This window comes from Salinicola sp. JS01 (assembly GCF_030284585.1).
In the GTDB taxonomy this organism is placed as follows: domain Bacteria; phylum Pseudomonadota; class Gammaproteobacteria; order Pseudomonadales; family Halomonadaceae; genus Salinicola.
The window spans coordinates 2,156,549-2,183,395 of record NZ_CP127244.1 but is presented as its reverse complement, the minus strand read 5'-3'; the positions used below and the strand labels follow the sequence as shown (position 1 = coordinate 2,183,395).

Below are 26,847 nucleotides of genomic sequence, written 5' to 3'. Positions count from 1 at the left end.
GTGCGGAATACTAAACCGCTCCTTTAAAATCAATGGCTTACGCGGAAAAGAATGGAAGTGACAAGCCTGCCGATGTGCGTTCTTTTCCTGATGAGGGAATCGAACGCTTCCGGGAGCGCCTTCAGGAGGCGATGGGAAGCGAAAAACCGCGCGCCTTCGCTAAGCGCAGCGGCATTTCAGAAGGAGCTGTTCGCAGCTATTTGAGCGGGGACACCTTTCCTGGGCTCGACAGGCTTGCGTTACTCGCCCAGGCGCTGGGCGTCGATGCTCAATGGCTTGCATTCGGTGCGGAAAAAAGAACGCCGCCGCCCGAGCTGGACGAGTACGCGCTGGTGCCGCTCTACGATGCCCAGTGCAGCGCTGGCGGCGGGGCCTGGAACGAAGGCTGCCAGGTGCTGACACACATCTCGTTCACGCGGTACTCGCTGCGTAAGCAGGGCCTGACACCGGAGCACCTGTCGGCGATTCGTGTGGATGGGGATTCCATGGAACCGCTGCTGCACAGCGGCGACACGGTGCTGATCGACCACACGCGTACAACGATTGAGGGAGAGGGCATCTACGTTCTGCGCCTCGACGGCCACCTCTACGCCAAGCGGCTCCAGCGCCAGTTCGATGGCGTCGCCATCATCAGCGCGAATCCTATCTACGATAAGGTGATCGTGCCGCGTGACCGGCTGCACGAGCTGGAGATCATCGGCCGCGCCGTCTGGTCGGCTGGCTGGCTGTGACCCAGTGCCAATCAGAACGCAAAAAGGGCCGATCCATGCCGGACCGGCCCTTTTTCATGTTCGCATCGCTTTGGCACTGGATTAGCTATCACTTCGCGCTGTAGGCCCCGTGGCTGCGCGGTTTATCCCACTTTGGAGCAGCTAGTCCCACTTTCCCCCTCCAGTGCCATATCTCCTGCTAACCCACAGGGCGATGATGAATTGTCGATGCCTCGCTCGCCGAAGACATCACCCAGAATCGCCACCGCAGCGGTGGCATTGCCCCAACCGGTGTAGAACGCCAGATGAGTGATGATCTCGGAGAGCTCGTTGGGGGTAACACCGTTGTCCAGTGCCAGATTGAAATGATAAGGCAGCTCGGCGACCTGCTGCTGGGTGATCAGCGCTGACAGGGTCACGATGCTGCGATCCCTGGGGCTCAGGCCGGCCCGGTGCCATAGATCACCGATAACCATATCATCGGTGTAATGGGCGAATGCCGGGGAGACACGGTTCATCTCGGCCTCGCTCGGCGCCGGCGAAAAATCCCGGGACGATTGGGAGTCTGGCATCTGGCTGCAGGCCGCCAGCAAGCTGAATAGGGGGATCGTGCAAAGACGCTTTGTGCGCATGTCGGGGGCTCCAGAAAACGGCGGTGTAAGAACGGCACGCCACGAGGCCAGTGACGAGTGAGCCGGGGGCTCGCGGTGGGGCGTGCCGCCGGATCAGTCCTGATACTGCTCGTCGCTGACCGGCTCCAGCCACTCGACCGCGCTGCCGTCGACCTGATCTTGAATGGCGATATGCGTCATCGAATGTGTGTCGGAAGCGCCGTGCCAGTGTTTGACGCCCGGCGGTGTCCAGATCACGTCGCCTGCCTTGATCACGCGTTTCTCACCGCCTTCTTCCTGAATCCAGCCGCTGCCATCGGTGATGACGAGCGTCTGACCGGCGGGGTGGGTGTGCCAGTTGGAGCGAGCACCTGGTGAGAACGTGACTTCGCCGCCGGTGGTATGGCGGACATCGTTACTATCGAAGAGCGGATCGATCAGGGCGTGGCCCACGAACAGCTCTTCGCTCCCCACGGCCGTATTCCGATCCTGAAGATGGCTGATCTGCGTGCTGTCCGCGTGGGCCATGCCCGCGGCCAGAGTCAAGCTCAGGGCGGTGATCAGGTGGCTCGTTTTCATGGTTGTGTCCTCGGCGTAGCGGTGAGATCGAATGTCGCGATGACCTAAAATCGTCGGGACCAGGTCGAGAAAATCCACTATCGATGCAACCTTTGCACAGCTTCTCGTGGCCGACCATGGGGCGAGCGTGTAAAGAGTCATGAGATGAGCTCATGAATTTCAGGGGCGCGGGGCGGGGACTCAGACAGGGCATTGATCCCAGGGGCGCCGGGGGCGGGGCATCCATTGGCAGTGGGCGTGTCGTCGGACCGTAACGCGTGGGTAATCCGACGGAAGAGCGACACAAGTCGATACCGTCATCGGGTACCGGCGTCAGCGCCAGAGCGAGGAGTGTTGTCGCCGCCGCCCTCTAGTTTGATATTGGCTGCTCCAGATCACTGCTGGCTCAAGGCGTTGACCAGAATCGAGAAGGCGGGAGAAGACTGCCGGCGGTGGGGGTAGTAGAGAAAGTAGCCGGTGAACGGCGGTGACCACGCCTCGAGCACGGCTTCGAGTTTCCCGGCGGCGATGGCGTCTGCCGCCAGACCATCGGGTACGTAGCCGATGCCGTAGCCGTCCATTGCTGCGGTCAACACCGGGTCGATGGTGTTGAACGTCAGCTGTCCTTCTACCTTGACCCGAACTTCGCGACCCTCTTTCTCGAACTCCCAGGCGTAGAGACCACCGTGAGTAGGCAGCCTGAGATTGATGCAGCGGTGTTGGGTCAACTCCTGCGGCGTCTGGGGTCTACCATGCACCCGGAAATAGTCAGGCGAGGCGACGGCACGCATCGCGAAGTCCGGCCCCACGCGCACCGCGATCATGCCCTCGCTGACCTGCTCGCCGAGCCGAATGCCGGCATCGAACTGCGACTCGACGATGTCGGTGAGCTGATACTCCGTCACGACCTCGACATGGATGTCCGGATACTGGCTAAGCACCGGACGCAGCTTGGGCCAAACGAGGGTGTTGGCCGCATAGTCCGTGGTGGTGATGCGAAAGTTGCCGGCGGGGTTGTCGCGGGTATCGATGATCGACCACAGTTCACGCTCCAGCTCGTCGAGCATCGGCACTACCCGGTCCAGCAGCCGCTGCCCCTCCACTGTCGGGGCGACTTTGCGTGTGGTACGTGCCAGCACCTTGATCCCGAGTCGTTCCTCGAGATCGCGAACCGTGTGACTGAGCGCTGATTGGGAGACGCCCAGCTGCGCTGCGGCCTTGGTGAACGTCCCCGCTCTGGCGACCGTAGCGAACGCCACCAGGCCAGTCATGTTCTCTCTCAGCATTCATGAACTCCTTTCATAGGTGCTGCCGGCTCGAGCCACTTATCAATTACCCGAGGGCTGCTAACCTGCGGATGCTATCACCAATGGTGATTTCACCACCCTTCAGGAGGTTCTCATGAAAATCAATCGCGTCGGTACACAGCCGTCCACGTCGGGTCCGGAAGACTACTTTAGCGGCACCGTTCGCATCGACCCGCTGTTCAGCGCCGAAGAGCCCGGACGCACCAGCGGCGCTGCGGTGACGTTCGAACCCGGCGCGCGGACCGCGTGGCACACGCATCCGGCAGGCCAGACTCTCATCGTCACCGCCGGCTTCGGCCGAGTCCAGCGTGAGGGCGGCCCCATCGAGGAGATTCGCCCTGGTGACGTGGTGTGGTTTCCGGCCGGTGAGAAACACTGGCATGGCGCAGCGCCTGATGTCGCCATGACCCATATCGCCATTCAGGAGTCGATCGACGGCAGTCCGGTGACCTGGATGGAGAAGGTGAAAGACGAGCAGTACGAAGGCAAGGCATAACGCCACCCGCGACGGCTCCGGGGCTGTGTTTGCCCCGGGGCGTCACCCTGTCGAGGCTCTGGTCGTCGCGATCTGGCGGCGATACCTCTAAACCCCGAGGAGTGTCGCAATGCGTCCTTGCGTCGTCTCTCACATGATCATGTCACTGGATGGGCGACTGTTGCCGCAACGTTGGGGTACAACGCAGACGGGTAGTCCGATGGACTTCATCGAGCGCATCTACGAAGCCACGGCCAGTCGACTGGAAGGCGACGCCTGGGCGATTGGACGTGGCACCATGAAAGGCTTCTTTCCTGAGCGCGACGTGCCGTCGGCGATCTCTGCAACATCGGAACTAGGCTCTGCAATACGGGAACCAGAGCGTCTGGCATTTCTTGGGGCGCGAGAAAACCGCAGCCTGGCAGTGATCATGGATCCCTCGGGACGTTATGTATACGACTCATCGGCGCTCGATGAGGATCATCTGCTGGTCGTGCTCTCGAATCAGGTGGACGAAGGCTATCTGGCACATCTGCGAGACGTCGGCATTTCATACACGTTCGCGGGTCAAGACGGCCGAGACGTCGGCGCGGCACTGGAGAGTCTGAGGCGGGACTTTGGCGTCTCTCGTCTGCTGCTGGAAGGTGGTGGCACGCTCAACGGCGCATTTCTGGCCGCCGGTGCCATCGATGAAATCAGTACGCTCGTGTATCCCATTGTCGACGGGCTGGCCGGCATCCCGTCGATCTACGACCATGCTGCTGATGCACCCCTGTTTCCTGCCGCGATGGCCTCCCTCGAGTTACTGTCCCACGAAGTGCTGGACCAGGGCGTTGTCTGGCTGCGCTACGCCGTGTTGCACGCTGGCGGCGAGCGGTCTTCAGCATCGTCTGTGTAGTCAGCGTCTTCCGCGTAGAGAGTATCGATGTCATCTTCTTCTACATCGCCCATTCCTCTAGGGTTCTGGGCGGCATCGCTGTCACTGATCGCCATATTCGCCGCTTCGGCGACGCCTATTCCGCTATACGCGATCTATCGTGCCGCCGAGGGTTTGAGCTACTTCGAGCTATCGCTGACGGCGGTGTTTTATTTCGTCAGCGCGATCACGGCGCTGTTAGTCTTCGGGCGGCTTTCCAACCATATCGGACGACGCCCCGTGGTGTTGCTCGCGGTCGTTCTCGCCATGCTGGCCTGCGTCGTGTTCGTGAACGTTTCGGGCGTGGTGTCGCTCATTGCCGGCCGGGTACTGCAGGGGCTTTCCTGTGGCCTCGCTTCCAGTGCAGCCGCCGCTTACGTCACCGATAACGCGCCCTCGCGACCGGCCTGGCTCGCCTCGACGGTCACCAGCACCGGGACCATGGTTGGGCTGACCATCGGCGCGATCAGTTCGGGGGGACTGATCGAATATGCACCTTATCGAACGGTCGTACCCTATCTGCCGATTCTGGCCGGACTGGGCGGCTGCGCAGTGCTGGTGTTGGCTAGCCGGGAGACCTCGCCAAGACATGCCGGTGCACTGGCCTCGCTCAAACCCCAATTCGCCATGCCGGCGGCGAGTTGGAAGCTGTTTCCCGTCGCCGGTTGCCTGTTCGTGGCCACCTGGGCGCTGGGTGGATTCTTCCAGGCCTTCGGTCCTTCGTTGGCGGCCGATCAATTGGGATCCTCAAGTGCGCTAGTCGCCGCCATCGTGTTTTCGTCCTACATGGCGCCTAGCGCCCTGGGCGGTCCCTTGACTGGTACGCTGTCGCCGGTCGCGGCGCAGCGAATCGGCGCCGTCGCCTTCGTTGTCTGTGTGGGTGCTTTACTGGTGTCGCTGTCCGTCGGTGTGATCGCGGCCTTTCTTATCGCCAGTGCCTGCGCGGGCGTGGCTCAGGGAGCGGTACTGTCCGGCACCATTCGGGGTCTGCTCGCCAATGCCGCGCCCCAGGAACGGGCGGGAGTATTCGCGGTGATTTTTACCACTTGCTACGGCGGTGCGGCGGTGCCGTCACTGGTCGCGGGCCAATTCGCGCGGTGGCTGAGCCTGCCGCAGGTGTTGAGCGGCTACTGGGCGCTGTCCATCCTCGCGTGTGTGGTCACGCTGATCGCGGCACGTCATTCGCTCGCGTCGGAGCATATGAACGTGACGGAAAAATCGGAATCGATGAGTGCATCGCCTCGAGGAACCGGGAGATATCCATGAAGATCGGCATTCTGGGGTGCGGCTTGATGGGCGGCAAGCTGGGCGTGCTGTTCGCCCAAGCCGGCCATGACGTGATATTCAGCTATTCGCGGCGTCGGACGAAACTCGACGACCTAGTGCGCCGCGCGGGACCGACGGCATCGGCCGGTACGCCGGCGCAAGCGGTCGCTGCGGCCGACATCGTCCTGCTCGCGGTGCACTGGTCGCGGGTCGACGATGTGCTGGCACAGGCGGGCGATATGACCGGTAAGACGGTGGTGACCTGCTGTGTCCCGTTGGACGCATCGGATTCGGAACTGGTCGTTGGGCATACCGATTCGGGGGCGGAGCAGATCGCTCGCAAGCTGCCCGGTGCGCGGGTGGCCGCCGCGTTTCAGACCACCCCGAGCGAGGTATTCGCTGAGGTGTTCGCCGTCCGCGACCGTCCGATCAAGGCCAACTGTCTGCTCTGCGCCGACGATGCCGAGGCCCGGCGCGCGGCCGAGACGCTCATTTCGGCGATCGGATTCGCGCCGGTCGATGCCGGACCGTTACACATGGCCCGTTATACCGAACCCTTCGCGCTGCTGACCGCCCAGCTCGCCTACGGCACCGCCGATGGCCCAGACTGGGCTTACCGTTTTGGCAAGTTGAGATATGTCATTGAGTAGGTTGGTTGTCGGACCTCGAGTGATCAACCATCCGCTTTGCTATTTCCTACCTCCTGCCTGTTATTCCATCAGAGGCTACCCATAGCGGTTCAAGGTCTCGATGAGTTCCCAACTGCCCAACGCCGTAGGGGCTCGCGCACTCTTGGCTATGCGAACAAGGCTATAAGGTGCTCTTAACGTCGTGCTGACAGGGTGACGTGTCCATGGACATGACCGTTTTACGCCCTAGATTCTGGAGCAGTAGCCGATGCTGGACGCCGTCGTTACCGAGGTCACTCGACTGGCCGCACAGCATGCTCTGGTGGCTTATTTCCTGGTCGGTGTGGCCGCCATGGCTGAGGCGTTGCCGATCGTCGGCACTCTGATGCCGGGGTCCATGCTGATCGTGGGTATCAGTGCTCTGGTCAGCACCGGTGCGCTGGCGAGTGCACCGCTGATTCTCGCTGCCCTGTTCGGGGCGATCACCGGCGACGGGATCTCCTTCTGGCTGGGCCATCACTACGGTGCCCGCCTCGCCGGTTACTGGCCGTTCAGTCGTTACCCGCGTTGGCTCGCGCGAGCCGAAGTGTTTTTCCAGCGCCACGGGGGTAAAGGGGTGTTTCTGGCCCGTTTCATCCAAGGGCCGCGTGCTTTCGTGCCTCTCACTGCCGGCATGAGCGGAATGTCGCCTGGGCGTTTCTACGTCTTCAACGTTGCTTCGGCGGTCTTGTGGGCCGCCACTCACGTGCTGGCCGGTGTCGCGCTGGGGGCGTCGCTGCAGGTCATTGCCCAGGTCGCGATCAGGCTGGTGCTGATGCTGGGGCTTTTATTGCTGTTGAGCTGGCTTGTCGTGTGGACGACGCGCCGAGTGCTGCTGCCCCACGGCGTCACGTGGCTGAAAGCTGGTAGTAGGCGACTGGCAGAGTGGTGCAGACCGCGTTCGACGTTACTTCAGCGCTGCAGCTATCGGTTGATGAATAGCCTGAGCGGTGAAGGGCTCATGCTGGTCGCTGCGATTGCCATGCTGCTCGGCTGCCTATGGATGTTTACGGCGCTTCTCGACAACTTGATGGCGGGAGATCCTCTGGTGAGTGCCAATCAGGCGGTCTTTCACGCGATGCAGGCGCTGCGGACTCACTGGAGTGACACCGTGATGTTGGCGATCACTGAGCTGGGGGATGGTTTCGTGACCACCAGTCTCACCATCGCAGTGACGGCTTGGCTATTGCTTCGCCGTGCTTGGCACGGGGCGCTCTACTGGTTGGCAGCGGTAGGGGGAGCCGCGCTATTCACGCCGGTGATCAAGGCGATGGTGCATTGGCCGCGTCCTACCGCCGGGCTTTACAGCGGCTGGGAGGCCTTTTCCTTTCCCAGCGGCCACGCCACCATCAATACCGTTCTGTATGGCTTTCTGGCCTATCTCGTCGCTCGAGGCTTACCGGTAAGACAGCGTGGCTGGGTGATCGGCGCGGCGATGATGACCGTCATGTGGATCGCACTTTCTCGCCTCTATCTCGGGGCGCATTGGCTGGCCGATGTCCTCGCGGGAATGGCTGTCGGTTCGGCATGGGTGATTCTGCTGGCGATCAGCCATCAGCGTCGTCATGCCCCACCAGCCGAAGCAAGAGGCCTGCTCGCGGTGGTTCTGCTGACGCTGGCCTTGGTGTGGCCGTATCACCTCCACCAGAACTTGGCCACTGATCGTGCTCGTTATACCCCGCAACCTGACATCCAGCAGATGACATGGAGTTCCTGGTCCAAGGGCGGGTATCAGCAATTGCCGCAGCGTCGCATCGATCTCGGCGGTGACAGAGAAGAACCCATGGTCATGCAGTGGGCGGGTGGGTTGGATGCACTGCGCCGGCGCTTGGGTGATGCCGGCTGGCAAGTCGACACCCCCTGGACCGCGATGAGTGCGCTGCACTGGCTGAATCCCGCCAGTCCCGACGAGGCACTGCCAGCCCTGCCAAGACTCGACGTGGGGAGGCCTCCGTCGCTGATTGCTACCTATGCCATGCCGGGGAGGGCGCGCAGGCGTCTAGTCCTGTACGTCTGGCCCACCGATTTCACGCTCACGGGTACCTGTCGGCCATCGCCTCAGCCGCTGTGGGTCGCCTCATTGAGATGGCAGCAACGAGACGGTCTGTTGGGAGTGGTAGCGCTGGAGCGCGATATTCCGTCTTCTCGCGACGCCAGTGGAGTGTTGGCCAGGAGACTGCTGCGTCAATCCGCTGGCCTGTCTGCCCATCGGGTCATCTCCAGCGAGGCAACGGCACTTTGGCTTACGGCTGCGCAGGACTTGGCCCCCCCTTGCAAGTGAAATAGGGAGCAGAAAGATGGCGTGTCATGAGCGCCTGCGCCGGTGGTGGCGTTGCTGCCGTAGTGCAGTCGAGTTGAGATCACTCGTCGCCTGGCGGACGAACGCGTCGAGCGCCCTGTCAGCCATCTCGCCGCCGCCGTCTTCATCACGCTTTGGTTCACGGCGGCGGTAGCTGTTTGCCGATTCTGTTATTCGATGGGGTGGCTTGGGTAGCGAGTCTGGACAGTGTGGTCTGGATAGCCTTGCCATGGAAAATGAAGGGCTCTCGACCTCGAACCTGGGATTAACCCGTAGGCTGATCTCAGGTTCGAGGTATGGCATGCCTATCGCTGGGGGTAGGGGATAGGGGCAAGAGAAGAGGGGAATAAGGGAAGGTGGAAAAGTCGCGTTCAGCTCATGATGCCGTTTCCAGCGCTCTTGCGCGCTTTTCCCGTCGAGAGAGATAGCTGACCAGCGCGATGATGGCGCACATGAAGAGAACATTGGTCCCCGTGCTACCCAGGCCGAGCCCACCGTTGGCGCCAGGCTGCGTCAGGAGATCGCCCAGAGAGGCACCCAACGGGCGGGTCAAGATATAGGCGATCCAGAAAGCGGCAATGGCGTTGGCCTTCAGGAAGAACCAGAAAAACGCGGTGAGCGCGATCAATGAGCCAAACAGGAACAGCGCATGCAGGTAACCGAGGCCAAAATCTTCGGCAACCAGGTCGCCGGCTGCGGTGCCCAGTGCGAAAGTGACGAGAATGGCCGTCCAGTAGAATAGTTCGCGCCGCAGCGTCGTGATTGAATGTATGGAGAGCGTTCTTTCGGTTCGTTTCCAGACGATGAAGACAGCGATTAGTAGTGTCGAAAAGACCAGTGTCGAATCTATCAGGGGAACATGTAGCTGATCAGTCAGATTATCGGTCACCAAGGTGCCAAACACGCTGACCAAGAGCACGTTGCTCCAGTAAAGCCAGGGGATATAACGTTTGGCCTTGAGCTGGGCTGCCAGGAACAAGGCCAGCAGTATCCCGGTCAATAGCGAGGTGGCAGTCAACCCGAAGCCGAGATTGAAGTTGAGAAAATCGGCGCCCGTTTCTCCTACGGTCGTCGACATCATCTTGATGAGCCAGAAGACCAGCGTGACTTCTGGTACCTTGTTCGTCCAGCTTGGTCGACTTTCAGCGGATAGTGATGGTGTAGTCATGATGTCCTCACTGTGGATGGCATTCCCCTTTTTGGGAAGCCATTTCAGTGTGAGTCACAAGGCTTATGACAAACTGATCGCTACTACCGAAAAAGCACAATCCCATGAAGATTATCGATGGATAATGTCTAGTGAAGTAAGTAGAGACGCGCCCTGAGATAAGGCGCGTCTTGTTGTCCGGTGAGTTGATCACGTTGTTCTTCTTTGCCGCATTGTTCCGCGGAATCGGCGAAGATCTCGACACCAGCCCTTGCCGAAGACGCCGCACGGTCGCTCATCAATCCATGGGATGTTTCTTTTCAGCGCTGTCAGCAGGGGCGACGCAGTCTGGATCGAACGCCTCGGGTCTTATGGCGCTGACGGGAAGAATGTCCAGTTGCCCGCTTCGATAGTCGAAGTGATGAACGGCACTCTCGTCTACGGCGAGTTGGTCGATATCCCGATGGCGAGTGACCAGCCAACCGTCGGGATAGTCGAGACGGTATCGGCACAGAGCCTCGGCGGCATTGTCTAGGGTCATCAGGGGGCGAGTCAGCCGCCCTGCGAACTGGAACGTCGCCTGGTAGCCGCCACCATTGTAAGCCACCGGCAGCTGCCTCGACTCCAGTGTACCCAGCAGCTCGCCGGGGGCCCTCACGTCATACCGACTCCAGAAGGGCCCCATCATCCACTGGGTCGCCACAAAGATCGCGATACCGGTACCCACGGCGAGCCCGCGTGCAGCAGAAGCGTCATCTGACCAGCGCTGCCGCCATATCCCCACTGCCAGAAGGACGAGTGCGATGGCGCCCGTTGTCGACAGGTTGTCCGGCCCCACGGCCCCCTTGCCGAATAGACTCAAGCCGCAGCCAACGATGCCCAGAACGGCGATGGCGAGTGAGGGGAGGCGCGTTCGGACGACAGTAGCGGGCGCTGTCGGGCTGCTGGCCAGTCGATCCATGATGAGCAGTGCCAAAGCCGGAAGCATAGGCATGAGGTAATGAATCTGTTTGCCACTGATGAAGCAGAAAATGGCGAAGGGGGTGATCATCCATATCCAGAAGAGCCGCTGGCGTGGTTGACGTGGGCGCAAGGGCCAAGTGGGACGCCACAGCAGCCACGGAAACGTCAGCAGCGGTAACAACGGAGAGTACCACCAGAATGGACGGGCATGAGCCATGGAGTTCTGTAGTCGATTGACGCTCTGCCCCCATAGCAGATCTTGGGCATAATCCCTGCCGCCCAGCCAAGCCGCGGAAAGCGCCCAGCTCGCGAGCAGGGCGATGCCAATGAGCAGGGAGAGCGCCAGCCGGCGCCAGACGGCCCCGCCGAGCGGCGCCGAGCGCCACCAGGGTATACTGGCCACGATCGGCAGCAGCGTGACGAATACCGCAGGCCCCTTGGCCAGCAGTGCCAGCCCCAGCCATATCCCACTGACCAGTGCCTTGCGTAAGGTGAAGTGATCGGAGACGAGTGGGCTGAGGGCTCCCAGTAAGCAGGCGGTCAGCAGAATGTCGAACATCAGCGCGCCGCTGTAGAGATTCCACATCAGCATCGCCATGAGTGCGAGTGGTGCCAGACTCGCCGATGTCTGTGCGTACCCCAGTTGCCTTGCGATGCGGTAGAGCTGCCCCAATGCGAGCAGCGATGCTAGCGGTCCGATGAGCTTTGGCCACCACTCGGTGACGCCGAAAATGGCCCAACCGGCATGTATCAGCCAAAACAGCAGCGGAGGCTTGTCGGCGTAAGTTTCGCCATTCATGTGTGGCACCCAGAATGAGTGGGTGTGCCACATCTCCCACGCGACGGATACGTAGCGCGTCTCATCGATGGGAAGGAAAGAACGGGAGAGGGCGCTGGTGACCGTCAACAGCCATAGGAGAGCGATGACGAGCATGTCTCCGCGGGGAGGAGCCATGAGCCAGCGAGGCAGAGGGAATCTATGCATGTGAAGCAGGCCGCTCATTGGATTTTGCCGTCAGCTTGCCCAGACAGTCTTAGGAAAACATTATTTGCCGAGAGTACTAGCTGTCGGATCAGCAGGCGTGAGAATGATTTTCAAGAACTGACGATATAGGTATCGTTGAACTTGGAATAAGATTTTTATAATATGGCGGTCTTAATGTGTGATCGGCTGTCGCTTTGTTGTCGTCAGTCATCTAGATGTTTTGCTGATTTTTAATCATAATAATCCGTGGTTTCGGGGTGGCCGAATTGCATCTTTTGATTCATGGAGAAGGTGCCCTCTCTCTGGAGTCGTGGCGCCGCTATTTGGTACGACGTTGCCAACGAGTCACGCTGTTCCACCGCGTCGAGCAGGCGGTGCCGGCGGTGGAAGCAGGCGATGTCAACGCCCTGATCCTTTTGGCCGGCGGTGATGATTTCAGCAATAGCCTGGAGACGCTGCGTCGGCTTCGAGATCGCCTGGAACTACCCATTCTAGTCATTGCCGATGTCATGAGTTCAGGACATGCGGCCCGGTTCCTGGACGCGGGTGCAGACGACTTCCTGGCGGCTGATACCGATGCCAGGGAAGTCCTTGCCAGGGTGCGCTGCAAATGCAGACGTTCCAACACGCCTCCGGGTCTAGTCATCTCTGCCGGTGGCTTGATGATAGACATGACAACGATGGAAGTGAGGTGGCAGGGCCTTACGATTCATCCCTCCGCCAAGGAACTACTGATTCTGAAGGCGCTGGCCTCTCAACCGTATCGAGTGTTCACGAAAGCTCAGCTGGAGCAGATATTGTATGGTGCCGGTTTTTGTGCCAAGTCGAACACGATACAGGTATTCATTCACGCGCTTCGAAAAATGACCCACCGAGATGCCATCCTCACGGTCCGCGGCGTAGGCTATTGCCTGGGCCCAGCACCTGCGTGAAAGTGAAATTTCAAGTGAAGCGCTCCGTAAAAGAGAACTCACAGGCGAGGCTTATATAGCTGAATGGATGAGAGCTATTCAGAGAAAAGCGATACAGAGAAGAACGATACAAAAAATAACGACATAAAAAGAACGATATAGAGAGCTAACAGAGCCATGCACACGCCGGCCGTTGGATTTTCGAGAATGTCGGTAAGCGAATTGAGGCCGAGCATCGGCAAGGTACGGCATCGCGCGGACTTTGCGGTAGAAACGACGGTCACGCTATCGTTCTGATGCTGCTTCGACAATGCTGCGTTAAGCTTTGGCTGCGATGGTAGGCGGCGTTTACCTCTCTCTGGAGTTCGATATGAGTGCCGTTCTCACCCAGGTTAGACGTCACGATGGGATGCGACGCTTGGGCAAGCGCCTGGAACGCCGCTGCAAATCGATGGCATACAGCCTGCTGGCACGTTTTTCGCGAGAATCGCAGGCCGTCTCGCCGGAGACATTGCAGAACGTACATCGTGTACTGCTGGTTAGGCCGAATTTTCGCCTGGGCAACGCGGTGATCGGGGCTCGGTTGATCGAGGCCTTTGCGTCGTCCCGGCCGGATATCGCCATCGATTATCTGGGTACGGATACCACGAGCCAGCTGTTCAAGCATATGCCTTTACAGCGCTATTACGCGCACAGCCGTAGTTTTTCCTGGCGCCTCTGGGCACTGATCAGATTGATTCTGGCGCTTCGCCGCAATCGGTACGATCTGGCAATACAGGTAGGAGAAGGTTCTCTCACCAGTTGGCTTTTCTTGCAGCTATGTGGTGCCAGTCGGCTGCTCGGCCAGTCCGGGCGTTTACAGCATACCTATGACTGGTTACTGGATGACACCACCCGGCATGCTTATGATTTATCGGGAAATATTGCCCAGGCCCTGGGGCTGACATGCCAGCGGCTGCCTTGGATGCTCGTGACGAAAGACGAGGCCTCTCATGTGGAAACTCTCTTGCCGAGCGCCACGCGCGGTGGGGTCGTTGGTCTTTTTGTCGGTGGCCACTTGGACAAGCGGCTTCCACTGAATTTCTGGCTTTCCCTGCTCGAGGCTCTTAACGAGAGTCGTGAGCGCTATCTCGTCATGCTGGGGCCTGAAGAGGAGCAGCACCGCTCGGCGTTGATAAAGGCCTGCGGCACCCAGGGCCGGATCTTGCCGCTACTGCCGTTGCGTGATTTTGCAGCGGCGCTGACTCATGTCATCACGCTGATCACACCCGACACCGGGCCCATGCATATCGCGAGTGCCTTGGGAGTGCCTGTTGTTGCGGTCTTGAATAGCGACAAGTCTTACAAGTTCGTGCCTCACGGGATTGCTGACAAAGCGCTGTACCAGCCGAGTGCCGAGGACGTAATGGCATGTCTGAGACGGAGCCCGCTATTGAGCTCTCCCGGGATGCGAACTGAGCACATGCTGGATCGCAAGATGCTGCTCCACTGAGAGTGGGCAGCGCTGGATCCATTGGCCTGCCCTATATGCAGTTGCATTCAGACTGGTGTGACTCGGCTGATCGCTTTCTCGCCACTGTCTCGTAAACCAGTGTGTAATCAGGCGTTGACGTCTACCACGAGCCGACCGCGTATTTCCCCTGCCAGGAGTCGTTCGGCCGCCTCCAGCGTGTCGCCCAAGCGGATGTCATGAGAGATCTCGTCGAGCAGGGCAGGGTCGATATCCTCGGCCAGCCGCGCCCAGGCTCGCTGGCGTTCCTCAGCGGGGCGGGTGACGCTGTTGATCCCGAGCAGGCTGACGCCGCGCAGGATGAAAGGGGCTACCGTGGTGGGGAAGTCCATGCCTTGGGCAAGACCGCAAGCGGCGACCAAGCCATCCGGGCGAGTGTGGGCGCAGACGTTGGCCAGCGTGTGGCTGCCCACCGAGTCGATGGCGGCAAACCACCGCGCCTTGGCCAGAGGCTTGCCGGGGTCTGACAGCTCGCTGCGGTCGATGATCTCGGCGGCGCCCAGGCGCTCCAGGAAGGCCGATTCTTGAAGGCGCCCGGTCGCCGCGATAACACGGTAGCCGCGTGCTGCCAGTATGGCGATGGCGTAGCTGCCGACGCCGCCGTTGGCACCGGTCACCAGCACCTCGCCGCGATCCGGCGTCAGGCCATGGCGCTCCAGCGCCAGCACGCTCAGCATGGCGGTATAGCCGGCGGTGCCGATGGCCATCGCCTGATGCGTGGTCAGCGAGGGCGGCAGCCGGGTGAGCCAGTCGCCGTTGATCCGAGCGCGCTGCGCCAGGCCGCCCCAGTGCGCTTCTCCGATACCCCAGCCGTTGAGCAGAACGCGATCTCCCGCTGCCCATTCGGGATGTTCACTCCGCTCGACCACACCGGCAAGATCGATGCCGGGCACCATGGGGAAGCGGCGCACGACGGCCCCTTTACCGGTGATCGCCAGCGCATCCTTGTAATTGAGCGTGCTCCATTCGACGCGAACCTGGACGTCACCTGGGGGAAGTGAGTCGGCGTCGAGCTGCGTCAGCGCGGCGTGGCTTCGCTGATCGGCTTCGGTCTGCTGTACGAGAATGGCGTTGAACACGTGAACCTCCTGAGCATTGAACGATGAGTCGGAGAGGGGGGACGATCGTCGGATCGATATCGGCGGGATAGCCGAGCGAAGAATTCCTGGCTGAAGAGCACCAGAGACGTCGGCTCGCGTGTCAGGCGGGCCATGCCTTCCTAGGGTTTGTACGAAAAGTCGGCGAGCGAAGGCAAGACAAGGCAAAAATTGGCGAAGAAGCGGAGTTTACGGGGTGTAAATGAGCATTTTGAGGCGATTTTTAACGCGGTATTGCCGAGCGTAGACAGTTTTTCGTATAGAGCCTAGGCTATCTCGCCATATCGGCACTATTCCAGCGATTCAGCGCGTCGGCTACAGGCTATCGAGAGAGGGTGGGTTTACGTCATCGAAATATAATTAGCTTTGCGCTATCTATCGTTTCGAATAGCGCGTACCGTGGGTTTATCCCCAAGGACAGGGGTGATCGCAAGGAGTGCAGCCGGGAAGGCTGTAGCCAGGGACTTACGGACGCGAAGACCGTAGACGACAGCACGTCTGGCATAGCTGACCTCAAGAGTTCTGATGTTCACATCAGACTCTTTTTTTGTTTTCTATTTTTCCGTGAGCATCACAGACCGCACGCTACCTTCCGCCTTCTCTGAAACGAGCATCGATCATCAGCGTGGGTGCCACCCATGCCTATCGAAGCGGTTTTCCTGCCGTACCGCGCGCACTACGCCATCGGCAGGCGCTTTAGCGAAGACCCTGGCCGAGGTGGCCGTCGGTGAGATCAACGGCCGGGCCGTGCGCGCATACCCAGCCAGGCGTTGGCCATTAGCGTGAGGATGGTCAGCGCGCCGCCGTAGAGCGTGGCACTGGGCGGGTCTTCGCCCAGCAGCCACCAGACCCAGAGCGTGCCGAGGATCGCCTCGACCAGATAGAACAGTGCCACCTCGGCGGAGGGCAGGTAGCGGGTGGCGGTGTTGATCAGCGCCGTGGCCAGCGGCATCTGCAGCAGCCCCATGACACCGAGTACGGCATAGCTCTGGGTATCCAGCGCCAGCGGCGTTGCCATTGGCCAGGCGACGAGGGCGGTGAGCACGCCGCCGCCGGCGATCAACGGCAGCCGGTCGAGGGTCGGGTAGCGGCGCAGCAGGGTCAGGTTGGCGCCCACCGCCAGGGCTGACGCGAGCGCGTAGAGGTCGCCCAACAGGCCGTCGCCGCTGAGAGAGCCCGCGAATACCACCAGCAGCCCCAGCATCGCCAGGCCGATCGCCAGCCAGGTGCGTGTTGCCACCGGCTCACGCAGCACGCAGCGCGTCAGGATCGCCGCGAACAGCGGGGCCGTGCTCAGGATCACCACCACGTTGGCTACCCGTGTGTTTACCACCGCCATCACGAACAGCACCGAAATGGCGGCGAGCAGCGCCGATGAGACCAGCGCCGCACCGCGGTGGGCGTTGAGCGTGGCCAGGCGTCGGCGCTGGCAGTAGCAGAGCCCCACCACCAGCGCCATCAGGGCGCCGCGCCAGAACGCGATGTTCCAGCCATCGCTGTCGGCCAGGCGTACCAGCAGGCTGTCGAAGCTGAGTACCACGATGCCGCCGAAGGCCAGGGCCACGCCGCGCGCGTGGCCTTGGGGTGACCAAGTCATCATGCGTTCTCTCCCTGCTCTCTCTCCCAGCTTTCCCTGATCGACGCTCCGGCCGTCGCGGCCGGGCGTTTGCGTTCTCCCTGGCGCCTGCGAGCAGCGCCTTTTTGGCTAGGCGTTCCCCGGGTGGGCGGCCAGCCGCGCGCTGCCGCGCACCCCGGCGACCCGATACCCCACCGCACCGGCCACCAGCAGCATGGCGCCACAGCCCAGCGCCAGCGCATAGGCACCCAGCGTCGCCGAGCGCGAGAGGCCGTAGTCGGCGGCATAGCCGGCGAGGGTGTCGGCGTACTGGAACCACAGGAAGGCGCCGATCGCCACCCCGGCCAGCATGGTCACGATGGCGATACCGCGGGTGCCTTTCTCGGTGGCCGGCGATGGGATCTCGCGCGGGCGATGCAGGCTGGCCAGATATGCCCGCTCGGCGTCGCTGACCTGGGTCAGGCGCGAGGCGATCACGATCGCGACCACGGCAGCCACGGTGCTCACGGCCACCGGGTGCAGATAGACCGGCAGCGTGAACCACTTAGCCTGTAGCGCCAGCGAGAGCAGCAGGTTACCGAGGAAGCCGACGCTCAGCCCCCAGCCCGCGCCGGTGGCGGTGATACGCCGGCTCCAGATGCTCATCAGCGCCACCGGCCCCCAGGAGGAGGCGAACAGGGTGGCCGCGAACCACACCACCGCCATCACCGCCGGCGGCTGGAACAGCGCCAGTACCAGCGTCACCAGCCCCGAGACCAGCACCGCGATACGGCTGGTGCGCATGGCGGCGGCGCCGCTGCGCGAGGCGGGGAGGATATCGTTGGCGATGCTGAAGCCGATGATCGAGAGAAAGGTCGAGCAGGAGGAGAGGCCGGCGGCGAATACGCCGGTCAGGATGACCATGCCCAGCCACATCGGTAGCACGTTGAGCGCGGCCCAGACCATCGAGCGCTCGGCATCGAGCGTCGGCGTGTAGAGATTGATCGCCGCGCCGGTGAGCATCATCAGCGCATAGAAGATCGCCAGCGCCACCGCGGTGAGCATCGCCGAGCGCATCACTACGTGCTCGTTGCGCGCCATCAGATAGCGGCTGGACTGCCACGGGCTGGCGGCCAGCACCGCGGCCCACACCAGCCCCAGGGTGATGCCCCAGGTGGCCGCTTCACCGGGGGTGGCGAAGGCGGCGTCCTTGCCCTTTAGCATGCCGTGCCACAGTGCGATGCCCGGCTTGTCGGTCTGCGCCAGCAGTCCGCCGATCACCCCCTGCCAACCGCCCAGGTCGGTGATGATGTAGAGCGAACCGCCGACCGCGGCCAGCGAGAAGATCACGAACATCACGGTGTCGGTGAGCACCACGCCGGGCGAGCCCGAGTAGAGGATGAAACCGGTGAAGGTAAGCCACACCAGCAGCAGGCCGACCCAGTAGGGCAGCCCGGTCAGCTCCTCGAACATGATCCCTGCGCCCTGCATGACGCCGAGCAGATAGGCGCCGAGACCGACCACCGTGGTCAGGCCGGCGATACGCTGCACCCGGCGGGAGGCGAAGCGCTTGCCGAAGAACTCCGGCACCGTGAGCGCCTCGCTGCGGCGCAGATAGCGTCCGAAGGCCAGCGCACCCAGCAGACAGCCTGAGGTACTGATGGCGGCGAACAGCAGCATCACGAAGGGGTAGCCGGCATAGGCGAAGCCGGTCTCGCCGAGAAAGGCGCTGGTGCTGAGATAGCTCGCCACCAGGGTGCCGAGGATCAGGAAGGTGGGCGCGTTGCGGCCGGCGACGAGATAGTCGTCGAGATGCTTGACGCGGCGCCCGGCCCAGTGGCCGATCGCAAAATAGCCGACGAGGCTCAGGACGATGGCGACGGTGTAGGTCATGGTGCATCGCTCGATTGTGGTTGGTATCGGATCATCGTAAGCGCGAACGCCGCGACGACTGTTTCAGGTGCGTCATTCCACAGAACAGCTGCGACGCGTATCGAAATGGCGCGGCGGATAGTGCCATCGATGTCGCTCGGATGCAGGTCGAATGGTCAACGCCAGCCTCGCGGGCGTGAGGCGTAGAGCTTGAAGCGTGAGGCGGAGGGCGTTCCGGGCCGTGGCGCTTTGGGTATATGCTGGCCCTGGCGCCCGCTCCAGCCGCCGCCGGGTGCGCGCGTTTTTCGTCAATGCCTGCCACGAGGTAATGCGATGTCCTCCCGTGATGATGCCGCCGCGCGCGGCGTGCCCGGCTACGCCCATCTGGCCGAACTGGCCCTCGACCTGAGCTGTACCTGGCACCAGGAGACCGACTGGATCTGGCGCGCGCTGGACCGGCGGCTGTGGGAGCTGACCCACAACCCCTGGGCGGTGCTCCAGGCGGTCTCGCTCGAACGCCTGCGCACCTTTCTCTCCAATGCCGAGAATGCCCAGCAACTGGATGCTTTGATCGAAGCGCGCCACCGCCAGGCGACCCATCACGCCGCTTCGCCCCTGGGTAGTGACGGCGACCCCTTTACCATTGCCTACTTCAGCATGGAGTTCATGCTCAGCGAGGCGCTGCCGATCTACTCCGGCGGGCTCGGCAACGTCGCCGGCGATCAGCTCAAGGCGGCCAGCGATTTTCACCTGCCGGTGGTTGGCGTCGGGCTGCTCTATCAGCGCGGCTATTTCCGCCAGACGCTGGATGCCCAGGGCCGGCAGCAGGCGCTCTATCCCTACAACGACCCGGGCCAGCTGCCGATCTCGCCGGTACGCACCGCCGACGGCGAGTGGCTGCGCATCGAGGTCGCACTGCCGGGCTACGCGATCTGGCTGCAGGTGTGGGAAGCGCGGGTGGGCAACACCAAGCTCTACCTGCTCGATAGCAACGACATCGCCAACTATCCCGCCTATCGCGGTATCACCAGCGAGCTCTACGGCGGTGACGAGGAGATGCGTCTGCGCCAGGAGATGCTGCTGGGGATCGGCGGCTGGCAGCTGCTGGAGCGGTTGGGTATCACGCCGCAGGTGTGCCATCTCAACGAAGGCCACGCCGCCCTGGTGGTGCTGGAGCGCGCGCGGGCCCGCATGGAGCGCACCGGCGAGCCGTTCGAGGTCGCCTTCGCCATCACCCGTGCGGGCAATCTGTTCACCACCCACACCGCGGTGGAGGCGGGGTTCGACCGTTTTTCGCCCAATCTGATCGTGCGCTATCTCGAAGCCTACGCCGAGCAGCGCCTGGGTATTGGCATCGAAGCGCTGCTGGCGCTGGGGCGCAGCAATCCCCAGGACACCAGCGAGCGCTTCAACATGGCCTATCTGGCATGCCGCGGCTGCCATGCGGTCAACGCCGTGAGCCTGCTCCACGAACAGGTTTCGCGGGAGATCTTCCGCCCGCTGTTCGCGCGCTGGCCGGCCGCCGAGGTGCCGATCGGCCACGTCACCAACGGCGTGCACATGCCGACCTGGGCCTCGCCGGCGGCGGAGGCGCTGTGGACCCACTTCTGCGGCCAGCCCCACTGGCTGGCCGGCGAAGGTGAACTCAGCAGCGCCATGGCCAAGGTGCCGGCGGCGCGGCTGTGGCAACTGCGCAAGACCTCCAGCGCCCAATTGGTGAGCTACGCCCGCGAGCTGCTGGCGCGCCAGGTGGCGGTCTCCGGCGGCGGCGCCGAGATCACCGAGCGGGCGCGCCACGTGCTCGACCCCAATGCGCTGACCCTGGGCTTCGCCCGGCGTTTCGCCACCTACAAGCGGCCCAACCTGCTGCTGCACGACCCCGAGCGGCTGGCGCGTCTGCTCGCCGACCCGGCGCGGCCGGTACAGCTGCTGGTGGCCGGCAAGGCCCACCCGGCGGATCGCGAAGGGCAGGCGATGATCCAGCAGTGGGTGGCGTTCTCGCGCCGCGACGACGTACGCGGCCGGGTCATCTTTCTCGCCGACTACGACATGCGCCTGACCCAGGAGCTGGTACGCGGGGTGGATGTGTGGATCAACACCCCGCGCCGGCCGTGGGAGGCGTGCGGTACCAGCGGCATGAAGATCCTGGTCAACGGTGGGCTCAACCTCTCCGAACTCGACGGTTGGTGGGTCGAAGCCTACCGCCCGGAGGTCGGCTGGGCACTGGGCGACGAGCAGGAGCACGGCGACGACCCCGGCTGGGATGCGACCCAGGCCCTGGCGCTCTACGACCTGCTCGAACAGGCGATCGTGCCGACCTTCTTCGAGCGCGACGAGCAGGGCGTTCCCCAGGCCTGGGTCGAGCGCATGCGCGCCAGCATGAGCAGCCTGACCCCGCGCTTCTCGGTCAGCCGCACCCTGCGCGACTACTACCAGCGCTACTACCGCCCGGCGGCGGAGGCCTACCGTCAGCGCGCCGCCAGCGCCGGAGCGCTGGGGCGTGAGATCGCCGCCTGGCACCACGCCATCGAGCAGGCCTGGCCGGCGTTACGCTTCGGTGACAGCCGGGTCGAGGCGCGGGCGGATGGTCACCGCTTCCAGACCTGGCTGCATCTGGGCGGGCTCACGCCCGACGAGGTGCGGGTCGAACTCTACGCCGAAGCCGGCGCTGATCAACCGGCCGTCTGCCATCAGATGTCCGCCGCGCCCGGGGCGACACCGGATGCCTGCGAATTCGTCGCCGAGATCGAGACCACGCGCCCGGCCGCGGACTACACCATCCGGGTCAGGCCCTGGCACGCCGCCGTGGCGCTGCCGCTGGAAGAGCCGCGGGTGCTGTGGCAGCGCTGACGCCAATGACCCGAAGGCGCCGATAAGGTGGTACGCCTGACAAAACCATCTGTAGGAGCGAGCTTCGCTCGCGAAGGGGCGGCCATCAACTTGGCCGCCGTCACCTAACGTCAGACGAAACCACCTGTAGGAGCGAGCTTCGCTCGCTAAGGGGCGGCCACCAACCCGGCCGCCGTCATCTAACGCCTGACGAAACCACCTGTAGGAGCGAGCCTCGCTCGCGAAGGGGGATGTCTTCTGTCAACCTGGATGAGTCTTGAGGTTGACCATGCCGCGTGGCACCATCTGGTCAACCCGTGAAGCATGGATGAGTTGACAAAGATGACCGCCACCCCAGATTCCCGCACCGCGTCTGCGGCCCCCGCGACCCGCCACGATTGGCAGCGCGGTGAGATCGAGGCGCTGCTGGCGCTGCCGTTCAACGACCTGCTGTTCCGGGCGCAGAGCGTGCACCGTGAGCACTTCGACCCCAACGCGGTGCAGATCTCCACGCTGCTCTCGATCAAGACCGGCGCCTGCCCCGAGGACTGCAAGTACTGCCCGCAGTCCGGCCACTACAACACCGGGCTCGAGCGCGAGAAGCTGCTCCAGGTCGAGGCGGTGCTGGAACAGGCGCGCCGCGCCAAGGAGGTCGGCGCCAGCCGCTTCTGCATGGGGGCGGCATGGAAGCATCCCAGCGCCAAGGACATGCCCTACGTGCTGGAGATGGTCAAGGGCGTGCGTGCCCTGGGGTTGGAGACCTGCATGACCCTGGGCATGCTCAGCCGCGAGCAGGCCGAACAGCTCAACGACGCCGGCCTCGACTACTATAACCACAACCTGGACACCTCGCCGGAGTACTACGGCGAGATCATCACCACCCGCACCTATGCCGATCGCCTGGAAACCCTGGATCACGTGCGTCAGGCGGGGATGAAGATCTGCAGCGGCGGCATCCTCGGCATGGGCGAGAGCGTCAATGACCGCGCCGGCCTGCTGCAACAGCTGGCCAATCTGCCCACCCACCCTGAGAGCGTGCCGATCAACATGCTGATCCGCATTCAGGGTACGCCGCTGGAGCATGTCGAGGATCTCGACCCGCTCGATTTCATCCGCACCATCGCGGTAGCGCGCATTCTGATGCCGCGCTCCCACGTGCGTCTGGCGGCGGGGCGCGAGCTGATGAGCGACGAGACCCAGGCGATGGCGTTCTTCGCCGGCGCCAACTCGATCTTCTACGGCGAGCGCTTGCTCACCGCCCAGAATCCGCAGGCGAGCCATGACAAGCAGCTGTTCGAGCGGCTCGGGCTTCACCCCGAGCAGCGCGAAGAGGCCGACGACGCCACCCAGGAGGCGGCGTTGCAGGCGCGGATCGCCAGCGCCCGGCTGGAGGCGTTGACCTCGGATGCCAGCGCGCCCCGGCGTGCCACCCGCGGCGCGGCCGCGGACGTCTGATGCGCGGCGTGGATTCGCTCGATGCGGCGCTGGCGCCGCGCCTGGACGAGCAGCGCGCGCGGGTGCGCTATCGACAGCGCCACACCACCGATGGCGTGGGCCCGCGGGTTCGCCGCGACGGCCGCGACTGGCTCAATGTCTGCAGCAACGATTATCTGGGGCTGGCCGGCGACCCGCGCTTGGCCGAAGCGCTCGCCGCGGGCGCTCGGCGCTTCGGCGTCGGCGGCGGTGCCTCGCATCTGGTATGTGGCCACAGCGAAGCGCACGAGGCGCTGGAACGGCGGCTGGCGGCCTGGACCGGCTGCGAACGGGCGCTGCTCTTCTCCAGCGGCTATCAGGCCAATCTCGGCGTGATCTCGGCGCTGCTGGGGCGTGGCGATATCGCGCTGCATGACCGCTTGAATCACGCCTCGCTGCTCGACGGCACCCGCCTCGCCGGTGCCCGGCTCGAACGCTTCGCGCATGGCGATGCCGCGGCCTGCGAAGCGCGGCTGGCGGCGCTCGGCCGCGAGCGCCGCCGGCTGGTGATCAGCGATGGCGTCTTCAGCATGGACGGCGATTGCGCCGAACTGAACGCGCTGGCGACCCACTGTGAGCGCCACGACGCCTGGCTGATGGTCGACGACGCCCACGGCCTCGGCGTGCTCGGTGAGCACGGGGCGGGCACCCGTGAAGCTCAGGGGCTGACGCCGTGGCGCGTGCCGATCCTGGTCGGCACCCTGGGCAAGGCGCTGGGCACGCACGGTGCCTTCGTCGCCGGCAGCGAGACCCTGATCGAAGCGCTGATCCAGTTCGCCCGACCCTATGTCTACACCACCAGCCTGTCGCCGGCGCTGGCCTGGGCCACCCTGACCAGCTTGGATATCGTGCGCGACGAGCCGGAGCGCCGCGCCCATCTGCAGGCGCTGATCACCCGCTTTCGCCAGCACAGTGCCGGGCTTGCCGAGGTCGGTCTGTCGCCGATGCCGTCGATGACACCGATCCAGCCGCTGCAGATCATGCAGCACGGTGAAGGGGCCAACGAGGCCACGGCGCTGGCGTTGGCCCAGGCGCTGGAAGCACGTGGCATCTGGTGCAGCGCGATCCGCCCGCCGACGGTACCGGTGGGTAGTGCGCGCCTGCGCATCACCTTGAGTGCGGCCCACGCGCTGGCCGATATCGACCGCCTGGGTGAGGCGCTCTACGACGCTGCGCGCCAGGTCATCGGGCAGGGCGGGGCGGTGATGCCGCAGGGGGCGCCGGCATGACGTCCGCTGCTCGCCCGTTGGCTGATCGACCTCTCGCTGATGCGCACCCGGCTGACCCGGGCCTGACCGACTTGCCAGTACCCGGTCGGCACGACTCACGGCAATTAGTGATGCTGCCCGGTTGGGCCCTTGGGGTGACGCCGCTCGAGCCGCTGGCGGACGCACTACGCCAGGATCTGCCCGGCTGGGAGATCACGCTACTCGACTACGCCGCGCTCACATCCCCCGAGGGCGGGCGGCTGGCCTGCCACGACGTCGATGCCTGGCTTGCGGCGCTCGACCGTGAGCTGCCTGACGGCGCTTGGCTGTGTGGCTGGTCACTGGGGGGCATGCTCGCCACTGCGCTGGCGGCTCGGCGCGGTGAGCGAGCCCCCGGTCTGATCACTCTCGCCGCCAATGCCAGCTTCGTGGTGAGGCAGGGCTGGCCTGCAGCGATGGCGGCGGAAACCTTCGCGGCCTTCCGCCAGGGGTTTCAGCGCGCGCCGGCGCGTACCCTCGAGCGTTTTGCCCAGCTGGTCGCCCAGCAGGGGAATGCGCCGCGGCGGCCCGCAGGTAGCCGCCTGGCCCGCGAGCTCTGCGTCGCCTGTGCGGACACGCCCCAGGAGCAGGCGTTGGCAGGGCTTGCGCTGCTCGAGACCCTGGACCTGCGCGAGACGCTGGGGCAGCTTAGCGCGGCCCAGCTGCACCTGTTCGCCGCCGACGATGCGCTGGTGCCCGGTGGCGCCTGCGAGGCCGTCACCGACCGCCTGCCGGCCGCCGGCCGTGCCGAGCGAATCGCGGCGGCGGGCCACGCCTTCCCACTGGAGCGGGCCAGCGAGGTCGCCGCGCGACTGGTGGCCTTCATCACCTCGAATCGCGTCGAACACGCCGATGTGGGGAGTCGGCCATGAGTGAGCTGATGGATACCCCCCGGCTGGCGCGCCAGCGGCGTATCGCCAGCGGTTTTTCCCGTGCTGCTGGCAGCTACGACGCCGCGGCGGGACTGCAACGCGAGGTGGCCGACACGCTGCTGGCGCGGCTGCCGGCTGACTGCCGCCCGGCGGCGGTGCTGGATATCGGCTGCGGCACTGGCTATGTGACCGCCGCGCTGGCACGGCGCTACGCCAGTACCACCCTGGGGCTGGATCTGGCCTCCGGTATGCTGGCGACCGCCCGTGCCAGCCATCCCGAGCCGGCGATCCGCTGGCTCGCAGGCGCGGCCGAACGGCTGCCGCTGGCGGCGGGCAGTGTCGATCTGGTTGCCTCCAGCCTGGCCCTGCAGTGGTGCGACTCGCTGGCGGCGGCGCTCGACGAGGCGCGGCGGGTGCTGCGCCCCGGTGGCTATCTCGCTTTCACCACCCTGTGCGACGGCAGCCTGCGCGAGTGGCAGGGCGCCTGGGAGGCAGTGGATGACGGCGCCCACGTCAACCGCTTCCTGACCGAGGAGACGCTCGCCGCCACCTTGGCACGCCCCGGCTGGCACTGGTGCCGGCATGAGGTCACCACTCGGCGCTGCTGGTATCCCGATCTGGCCGCGGCGCGTCAGGCGCTCAAGGCGATCGGCGCCAATACCGTGGTCGCCGCCGACACGCCTTCTGCCGTTCACACACGATCTTCCGCTCACACACGAACCTCTGCTCCTACAGGGGGCGGACTGGCCGGGCGCGAGCGTCTGGCTCGGCTCGAGGCCGCATTCGAAGAATACCGAAGACCGGCCGGCATCCCGATCAGTTATCGTGTGGCTACGGTTGTGATGCAGCGTTGAAGCGGAGGAAGCCCCCATGCAAGCACTATTCGTCACTGGTACCGACACCGAAGTCGGCAAGACCTTCATTACCGCCGGTTTGATGGCCGCCGCGCGCCGGCGAGGCCTGAGCGTGGTCGGCGGCAAGCCGGTCGCCTCCGGCTGCGACCAGACCCGCGAAGGCCTCAGGAACAGCGACGCCACCACCATCCTGGCCGAGTGCAGTCCGGCGCTCGACTACGACAGCGTCAATCCGGTCGCCCTGGCGCCGGCGATCGCCCCGCACATCGCTGCGCGTGAGGCGGGCATCGCGCTGGGCGTCTCGATGCTGGCCGAGCCGATGCGCGCACTGATCGCCCGCGGCGCCGATCTCACCGTCATCGAAGGCGCCGGTGGCTGGCGGGTGCCGCTCAACGAGCGTGAATCGATCTCCGATCTGGTGATCGAACTGGATCTACCGGTGGTGCTGGTGGTCGGCGTGCGCCTGGGCGCGATCAACCACGCCCGGCTGACGCTGGAGGCGATCCAGCGCGACGGCGTGAAGGTGGCCGGCTGGGTCGCCAACATTCTCGAACCCGATACCCCGCGCATGGAGGAGAACCTCGATGCGCTGGCGCACTGGCTCGGCGAGTACGGCGGCGCTCCCTGCCTGGGCGTGGTGCCCTGGCTGGAGACGCCGGACGCCGAGACCACCGCCGACCTGCTAGACCTCGACGCGCTGCTCGGCAGCCTGAGCTGAGCCA

22 protein-coding genes are annotated in these 26,847 nt (G+C 63.8%); 14 read left to right on the top strand and 8 right to left on the bottom strand.

Translation table 11 applies throughout. The features are described 5' to 3' along the window. The first annotated feature begins 32 nt into the window (after positions 1-32). Positions 33-731: an XRE family transcriptional regulator gene (locus QO259_RS09885; protein WP_285952672.1), complete on the top strand. Its 699-nt coding sequence runs from the start codon at positions 33-35 to the stop codon at positions 729-731. A gap of 122 nt (positions 732-853) precedes the next feature. Here QO259_RS09885 and QO259_RS09880 read toward each other — a convergent pair whose 3' ends face one another. The 3 genes from QO259_RS09880 to QO259_RS09870 form a co-directional block, all read right to left on the bottom strand. Beyond that, on the bottom strand, positions 854-1,342 hold the full coding sequence (locus QO259_RS09880) for a carboxymuconolactone decarboxylase family protein (RefSeq protein ID WP_285952671.1): 489 nt from the start codon (positions 1,340-1,342) through the stop codon (positions 854-856). 93 nt (positions 1,343-1,435) lie between these two features. Further along, a complete protein-coding gene (locus QO259_RS09875) occupies positions 1,436-2,041 on the bottom strand; it encodes a (R)-mandelonitrile lyase (protein WP_285952670.1) in 606 nt (201 codons plus the stop codon). Positions 2,042-2,274: 233 nt separating this feature from the next. Beyond that, the gene (locus tag QO259_RS09870; RefSeq protein WP_285952669.1) at positions 2,275-3,165 is read right to left on the bottom strand and encodes a LysR family transcriptional regulator; all 891 of its coding nucleotides are present in this window, start codon (positions 3,163-3,165) and stop codon (positions 2,275-2,277) included. Positions 3,166-3,280: 115 nt separating this feature from the next. On the opposite strand from QO259_RS09870, the gene QO259_RS09865 reads away from it, so the two are divergent. The 5 genes from QO259_RS09865 to QO259_RS09845 all read left to right on the top strand — a co-directional run bounded on the left by QO259_RS09865 (position 3,281) and on the right by QO259_RS09845 (position 8,792). Then, positions 3,281-3,682 (top strand): (R)-mandelonitrile lyase, encoded by a 402-nt coding sequence (locus QO259_RS09865; RefSeq protein ID WP_285952668.1) that lies wholly within the window; start codon positions 3,281-3,283, stop codon positions 3,680-3,682. 109 nt (positions 3,683-3,791) lie between these two features. Continuing rightward, entirely contained in the window at positions 3,792-4,559 is a 768-nt protein-coding gene (locus tag QO259_RS09860; protein WP_285952667.1) for a dihydrofolate reductase family protein, read from the top strand. 27 nt (positions 4,560-4,586) lie between these two features. Continuing rightward, complete coding sequence (locus QO259_RS09855; RefSeq protein ID WP_285952666.1) at positions 4,587-5,843, top strand: MFS transporter; 1,257 nt, start codon at positions 4,587-4,589, stop codon at positions 5,841-5,843. Continuing rightward, complete coding sequence (locus tag QO259_RS09850; RefSeq protein WP_285952665.1) at positions 5,840-6,493, top strand: NADPH-dependent F420 reductase; 654 nt, start codon at positions 5,840-5,842, stop codon at positions 6,491-6,493. Before QO259_RS09855 ends, QO259_RS09850 begins: the two co-directional genes overlap by 4 nt. Positions 6,494-6,740: 247 nt before the next feature. After that, positions 6,741-8,792, top strand: a complete 2,052-nt coding sequence (locus tag QO259_RS09845; RefSeq protein WP_285952664.1) for a bifunctional DedA family/phosphatase PAP2 family protein — start codon at positions 6,741-6,743, stop codon at positions 8,790-8,792. Between the two features lie 394 nt (positions 8,793-9,186). On the opposite strand, the gene QO259_RS09840 is transcribed toward QO259_RS09845, so the two are convergent. Together QO259_RS09840 and QO259_RS09835 are read right to left on the bottom strand one after the other, a co-directional pair. Further along, positions 9,187-9,978, bottom strand: coding sequence for a COG4705 family protein (locus tag QO259_RS09840; RefSeq protein WP_285952663.1), 792 nt, complete (start codon positions 9,976-9,978; stop codon positions 9,187-9,189). A 277-nt stretch (positions 9,979-10,255) separates the two neighbouring features. Beyond that, on the bottom strand, positions 10,256-11,854 hold the full coding sequence (locus QO259_RS09835) for an ArnT family glycosyltransferase (protein WP_285952662.1): 1,599 nt from the start codon (positions 11,852-11,854) through the stop codon (positions 10,256-10,258). 308 nt (positions 11,855-12,162) lie between these two features. Here QO259_RS09835 and QO259_RS09830 point away from each other — a divergent pair, with 308 nt between their 5' ends. Next, the gene (locus tag QO259_RS09830; RefSeq protein WP_285952661.1) at positions 12,163-12,837 is read left to right on the top strand and encodes a response regulator transcription factor; all 675 of its coding nucleotides are present in this window, start codon (positions 12,163-12,165) and stop codon (positions 12,835-12,837) included. 349 nt (positions 12,838-13,186) lie between these two features. Next, positions 13,187-14,308, top strand: coding sequence for a glycosyltransferase family 9 protein (locus QO259_RS09825; RefSeq protein WP_285952660.1), 1,122 nt, complete (start codon positions 13,187-13,189; stop codon positions 14,306-14,308). 107 nt (positions 14,309-14,415) lie between these two features. Here QO259_RS09825 and acuI read toward each other — a convergent pair whose 3' ends face one another. The 3 genes from acuI to QO259_RS09810 all read right to left on the bottom strand — a co-directional run bounded on the left by acuI (position 14,416) and on the right by QO259_RS09810 (position 18,871). After that, positions 14,416-15,405, bottom strand: a complete 990-nt coding sequence (gene acuI, locus QO259_RS09820) for an acrylyl-CoA reductase (NADPH) (RefSeq protein ID WP_285952659.1) — start codon at positions 15,403-15,405, stop codon at positions 14,416-14,418. A 751-nt stretch (positions 15,406-16,156) separates the two neighbouring features. Then, positions 16,157-17,023, bottom strand: a complete 867-nt coding sequence (locus QO259_RS09815; protein ID WP_285952658.1) for a DMT family transporter — start codon at positions 17,021-17,023, stop codon at positions 16,157-16,159. Between the two features lie 105 nt (positions 17,024-17,128). Continuing rightward, positions 17,129-18,871, bottom strand: coding sequence for a sodium:solute symporter family protein (locus QO259_RS09810; protein ID WP_285952657.1), 1,743 nt, complete (start codon positions 18,869-18,871; stop codon positions 17,129-17,131). A 312-nt stretch (positions 18,872-19,183) separates the two neighbouring features. Between QO259_RS09810 and glgP the strand changes: the two genes are divergently transcribed. The 6 genes from glgP to bioD all read left to right on the top strand — a co-directional run bounded on the left by glgP (position 19,184) and on the right by bioD (position 26,843). Continuing rightward, positions 19,184-21,700, top strand: coding sequence for an alpha-glucan family phosphorylase (gene glgP / locus QO259_RS09805; RefSeq protein ID WP_285952656.1), 2,517 nt, complete (start codon positions 19,184-19,186; stop codon positions 21,698-21,700). A gap of 321 nt (positions 21,701-22,021) precedes the next feature. Next, entirely contained in the window at positions 22,022-23,134 is a 1,113-nt protein-coding gene (gene bioB / locus QO259_RS09800) for a biotin synthase BioB (RefSeq protein ID WP_285952655.1), read from the top strand. Beyond that, a complete protein-coding gene (gene bioF, locus QO259_RS09795; protein ID WP_285952654.1) occupies positions 23,134-24,381 on the top strand; it encodes an 8-amino-7-oxononanoate synthase in 1,248 nt (415 codons plus the stop codon). Before bioB ends, bioF begins: the two co-directional genes overlap by 1 nt. A 110-nt stretch (positions 24,382-24,491) precedes the next feature. Further along, on the top strand, positions 24,492-25,271 hold the full coding sequence (locus QO259_RS09790; RefSeq protein ID WP_285952653.1) for an alpha/beta fold hydrolase: 780 nt from the start codon (positions 24,492-24,494) through the stop codon (positions 25,269-25,271). Then, positions 25,268-26,125, top strand: coding sequence for a malonyl-ACP O-methyltransferase BioC (gene bioC, locus QO259_RS09785; protein WP_285952652.1), 858 nt, complete (start codon positions 25,268-25,270; stop codon positions 26,123-26,125). The genes QO259_RS09790 and bioC overlap by 4 nt, the downstream gene beginning before the upstream one ends. Positions 26,126-26,141: 16 nt before the next feature. Next, positions 26,142-26,843, top strand: a complete 702-nt coding sequence (bioD, locus tag QO259_RS09780) for a dethiobiotin synthase (RefSeq protein WP_285952651.1) — start codon at positions 26,142-26,144, stop codon at positions 26,841-26,843. The last annotated feature ends 4 nt before the right edge of the window (positions 26,844-26,847 follow it).

Coding starts and splice junctions, on each gene's coding strand:
- QO259_RS09865 (WP_285952668.1), top strand. CDS start 3,281: ATGAAAATCAATCGCGTCGGTACACAGCCGTCCACGTCGGGTCCGGAA.
- QO259_RS09810 (WP_285952657.1), bottom strand. CDS start 18,871: ATGACCTACACCGTCGCCATCGTCCTGAGCCTCGTCGGCTATTTTGCG.
- QO259_RS09835 (WP_285952662.1), bottom strand. CDS start 11,854: ATGCTCGTCATCGCTCTCCTATGGCTGTTGACGGTCACCAGCGCCCTC.
- bioF (WP_285952654.1), top strand. CDS start 23,134: ATGCGCGGCGTGGATTCGCTCGATGCGGCGCTGGCGCCGCGCCTGGAC.
- bioD (WP_285952651.1), top strand. CDS start 26,142: ATGCAAGCACTATTCGTCACTGGTACCGACACCGAAGTCGGCAAGACC.
- QO259_RS09825 (WP_285952660.1), top strand. CDS start 13,187: ATGAGTGCCGTTCTCACCCAGGTTAGACGTCACGATGGGATGCGACGC.
- QO259_RS09880 (WP_285952671.1), bottom strand. CDS start 1,342: ATGCGCACAAAGCGTCTTTGCACGATCCCCCTATTCAGCTTGCTGGCG.
- QO259_RS09850 (WP_285952665.1), top strand. CDS start 5,840: ATGAAGATCGGCATTCTGGGGTGCGGCTTGATGGGCGGCAAGCTGGGC.
- QO259_RS09860 (WP_285952667.1), top strand. CDS start 3,792: ATGCGTCCTTGCGTCGTCTCTCACATGATCATGTCACTGGATGGGCGA.
- QO259_RS09845 (WP_285952664.1), top strand. CDS start 6,741: ATGCTGGACGCCGTCGTTACCGAGGTCACTCGACTGGCCGCACAGCAT.
- QO259_RS09790 (WP_285952653.1), top strand. CDS start 24,492: ATGCTGCCCGGTTGGGCCCTTGGGGTGACGCCGCTCGAGCCGCTGGCG.
- QO259_RS09885 (WP_285952672.1), top strand. CDS start 33: ATGGCTTACGCGGAAAAGAATGGAAGTGACAAGCCTGCCGATGTGCGT.
- bioC (WP_285952652.1), top strand. CDS start 25,268: ATGAGTGAGCTGATGGATACCCCCCGGCTGGCGCGCCAGCGGCGTATC.
- bioB (WP_285952655.1), top strand. CDS start 22,022: ATGACCGCCACCCCAGATTCCCGCACCGCGTCTGCGGCCCCCGCGACC.
- QO259_RS09875 (WP_285952670.1), bottom strand. CDS start 2,041: ATGACTCTTTACACGCTCGCCCCATGGTCGGCCACGAGAAGCTGTGCA.
- QO259_RS09870 (WP_285952669.1), bottom strand. CDS start 3,165: ATGCTGAGAGAGAACATGACTGGCCTGGTGGCGTTCGCTACGGTCGCC.
- glgP (WP_285952656.1), top strand. CDS start 19,184: ATGTCCTCCCGTGATGATGCCGCCGCGCGCGGCGTGCCCGGCTACGCC.
- QO259_RS09855 (WP_285952666.1), top strand. CDS start 4,587: ATGTCATCTTCTTCTACATCGCCCATTCCTCTAGGGTTCTGGGCGGCA.
- QO259_RS09840 (WP_285952663.1), bottom strand. CDS start 9,978: ATGACTACACCATCACTATCCGCTGAAAGTCGACCAAGCTGGACGAAC.
- QO259_RS09815 (WP_285952658.1), bottom strand. CDS start 17,023: ATGATGACTTGGTCACCCCAAGGCCACGCGCGCGGCGTGGCCCTGGCC.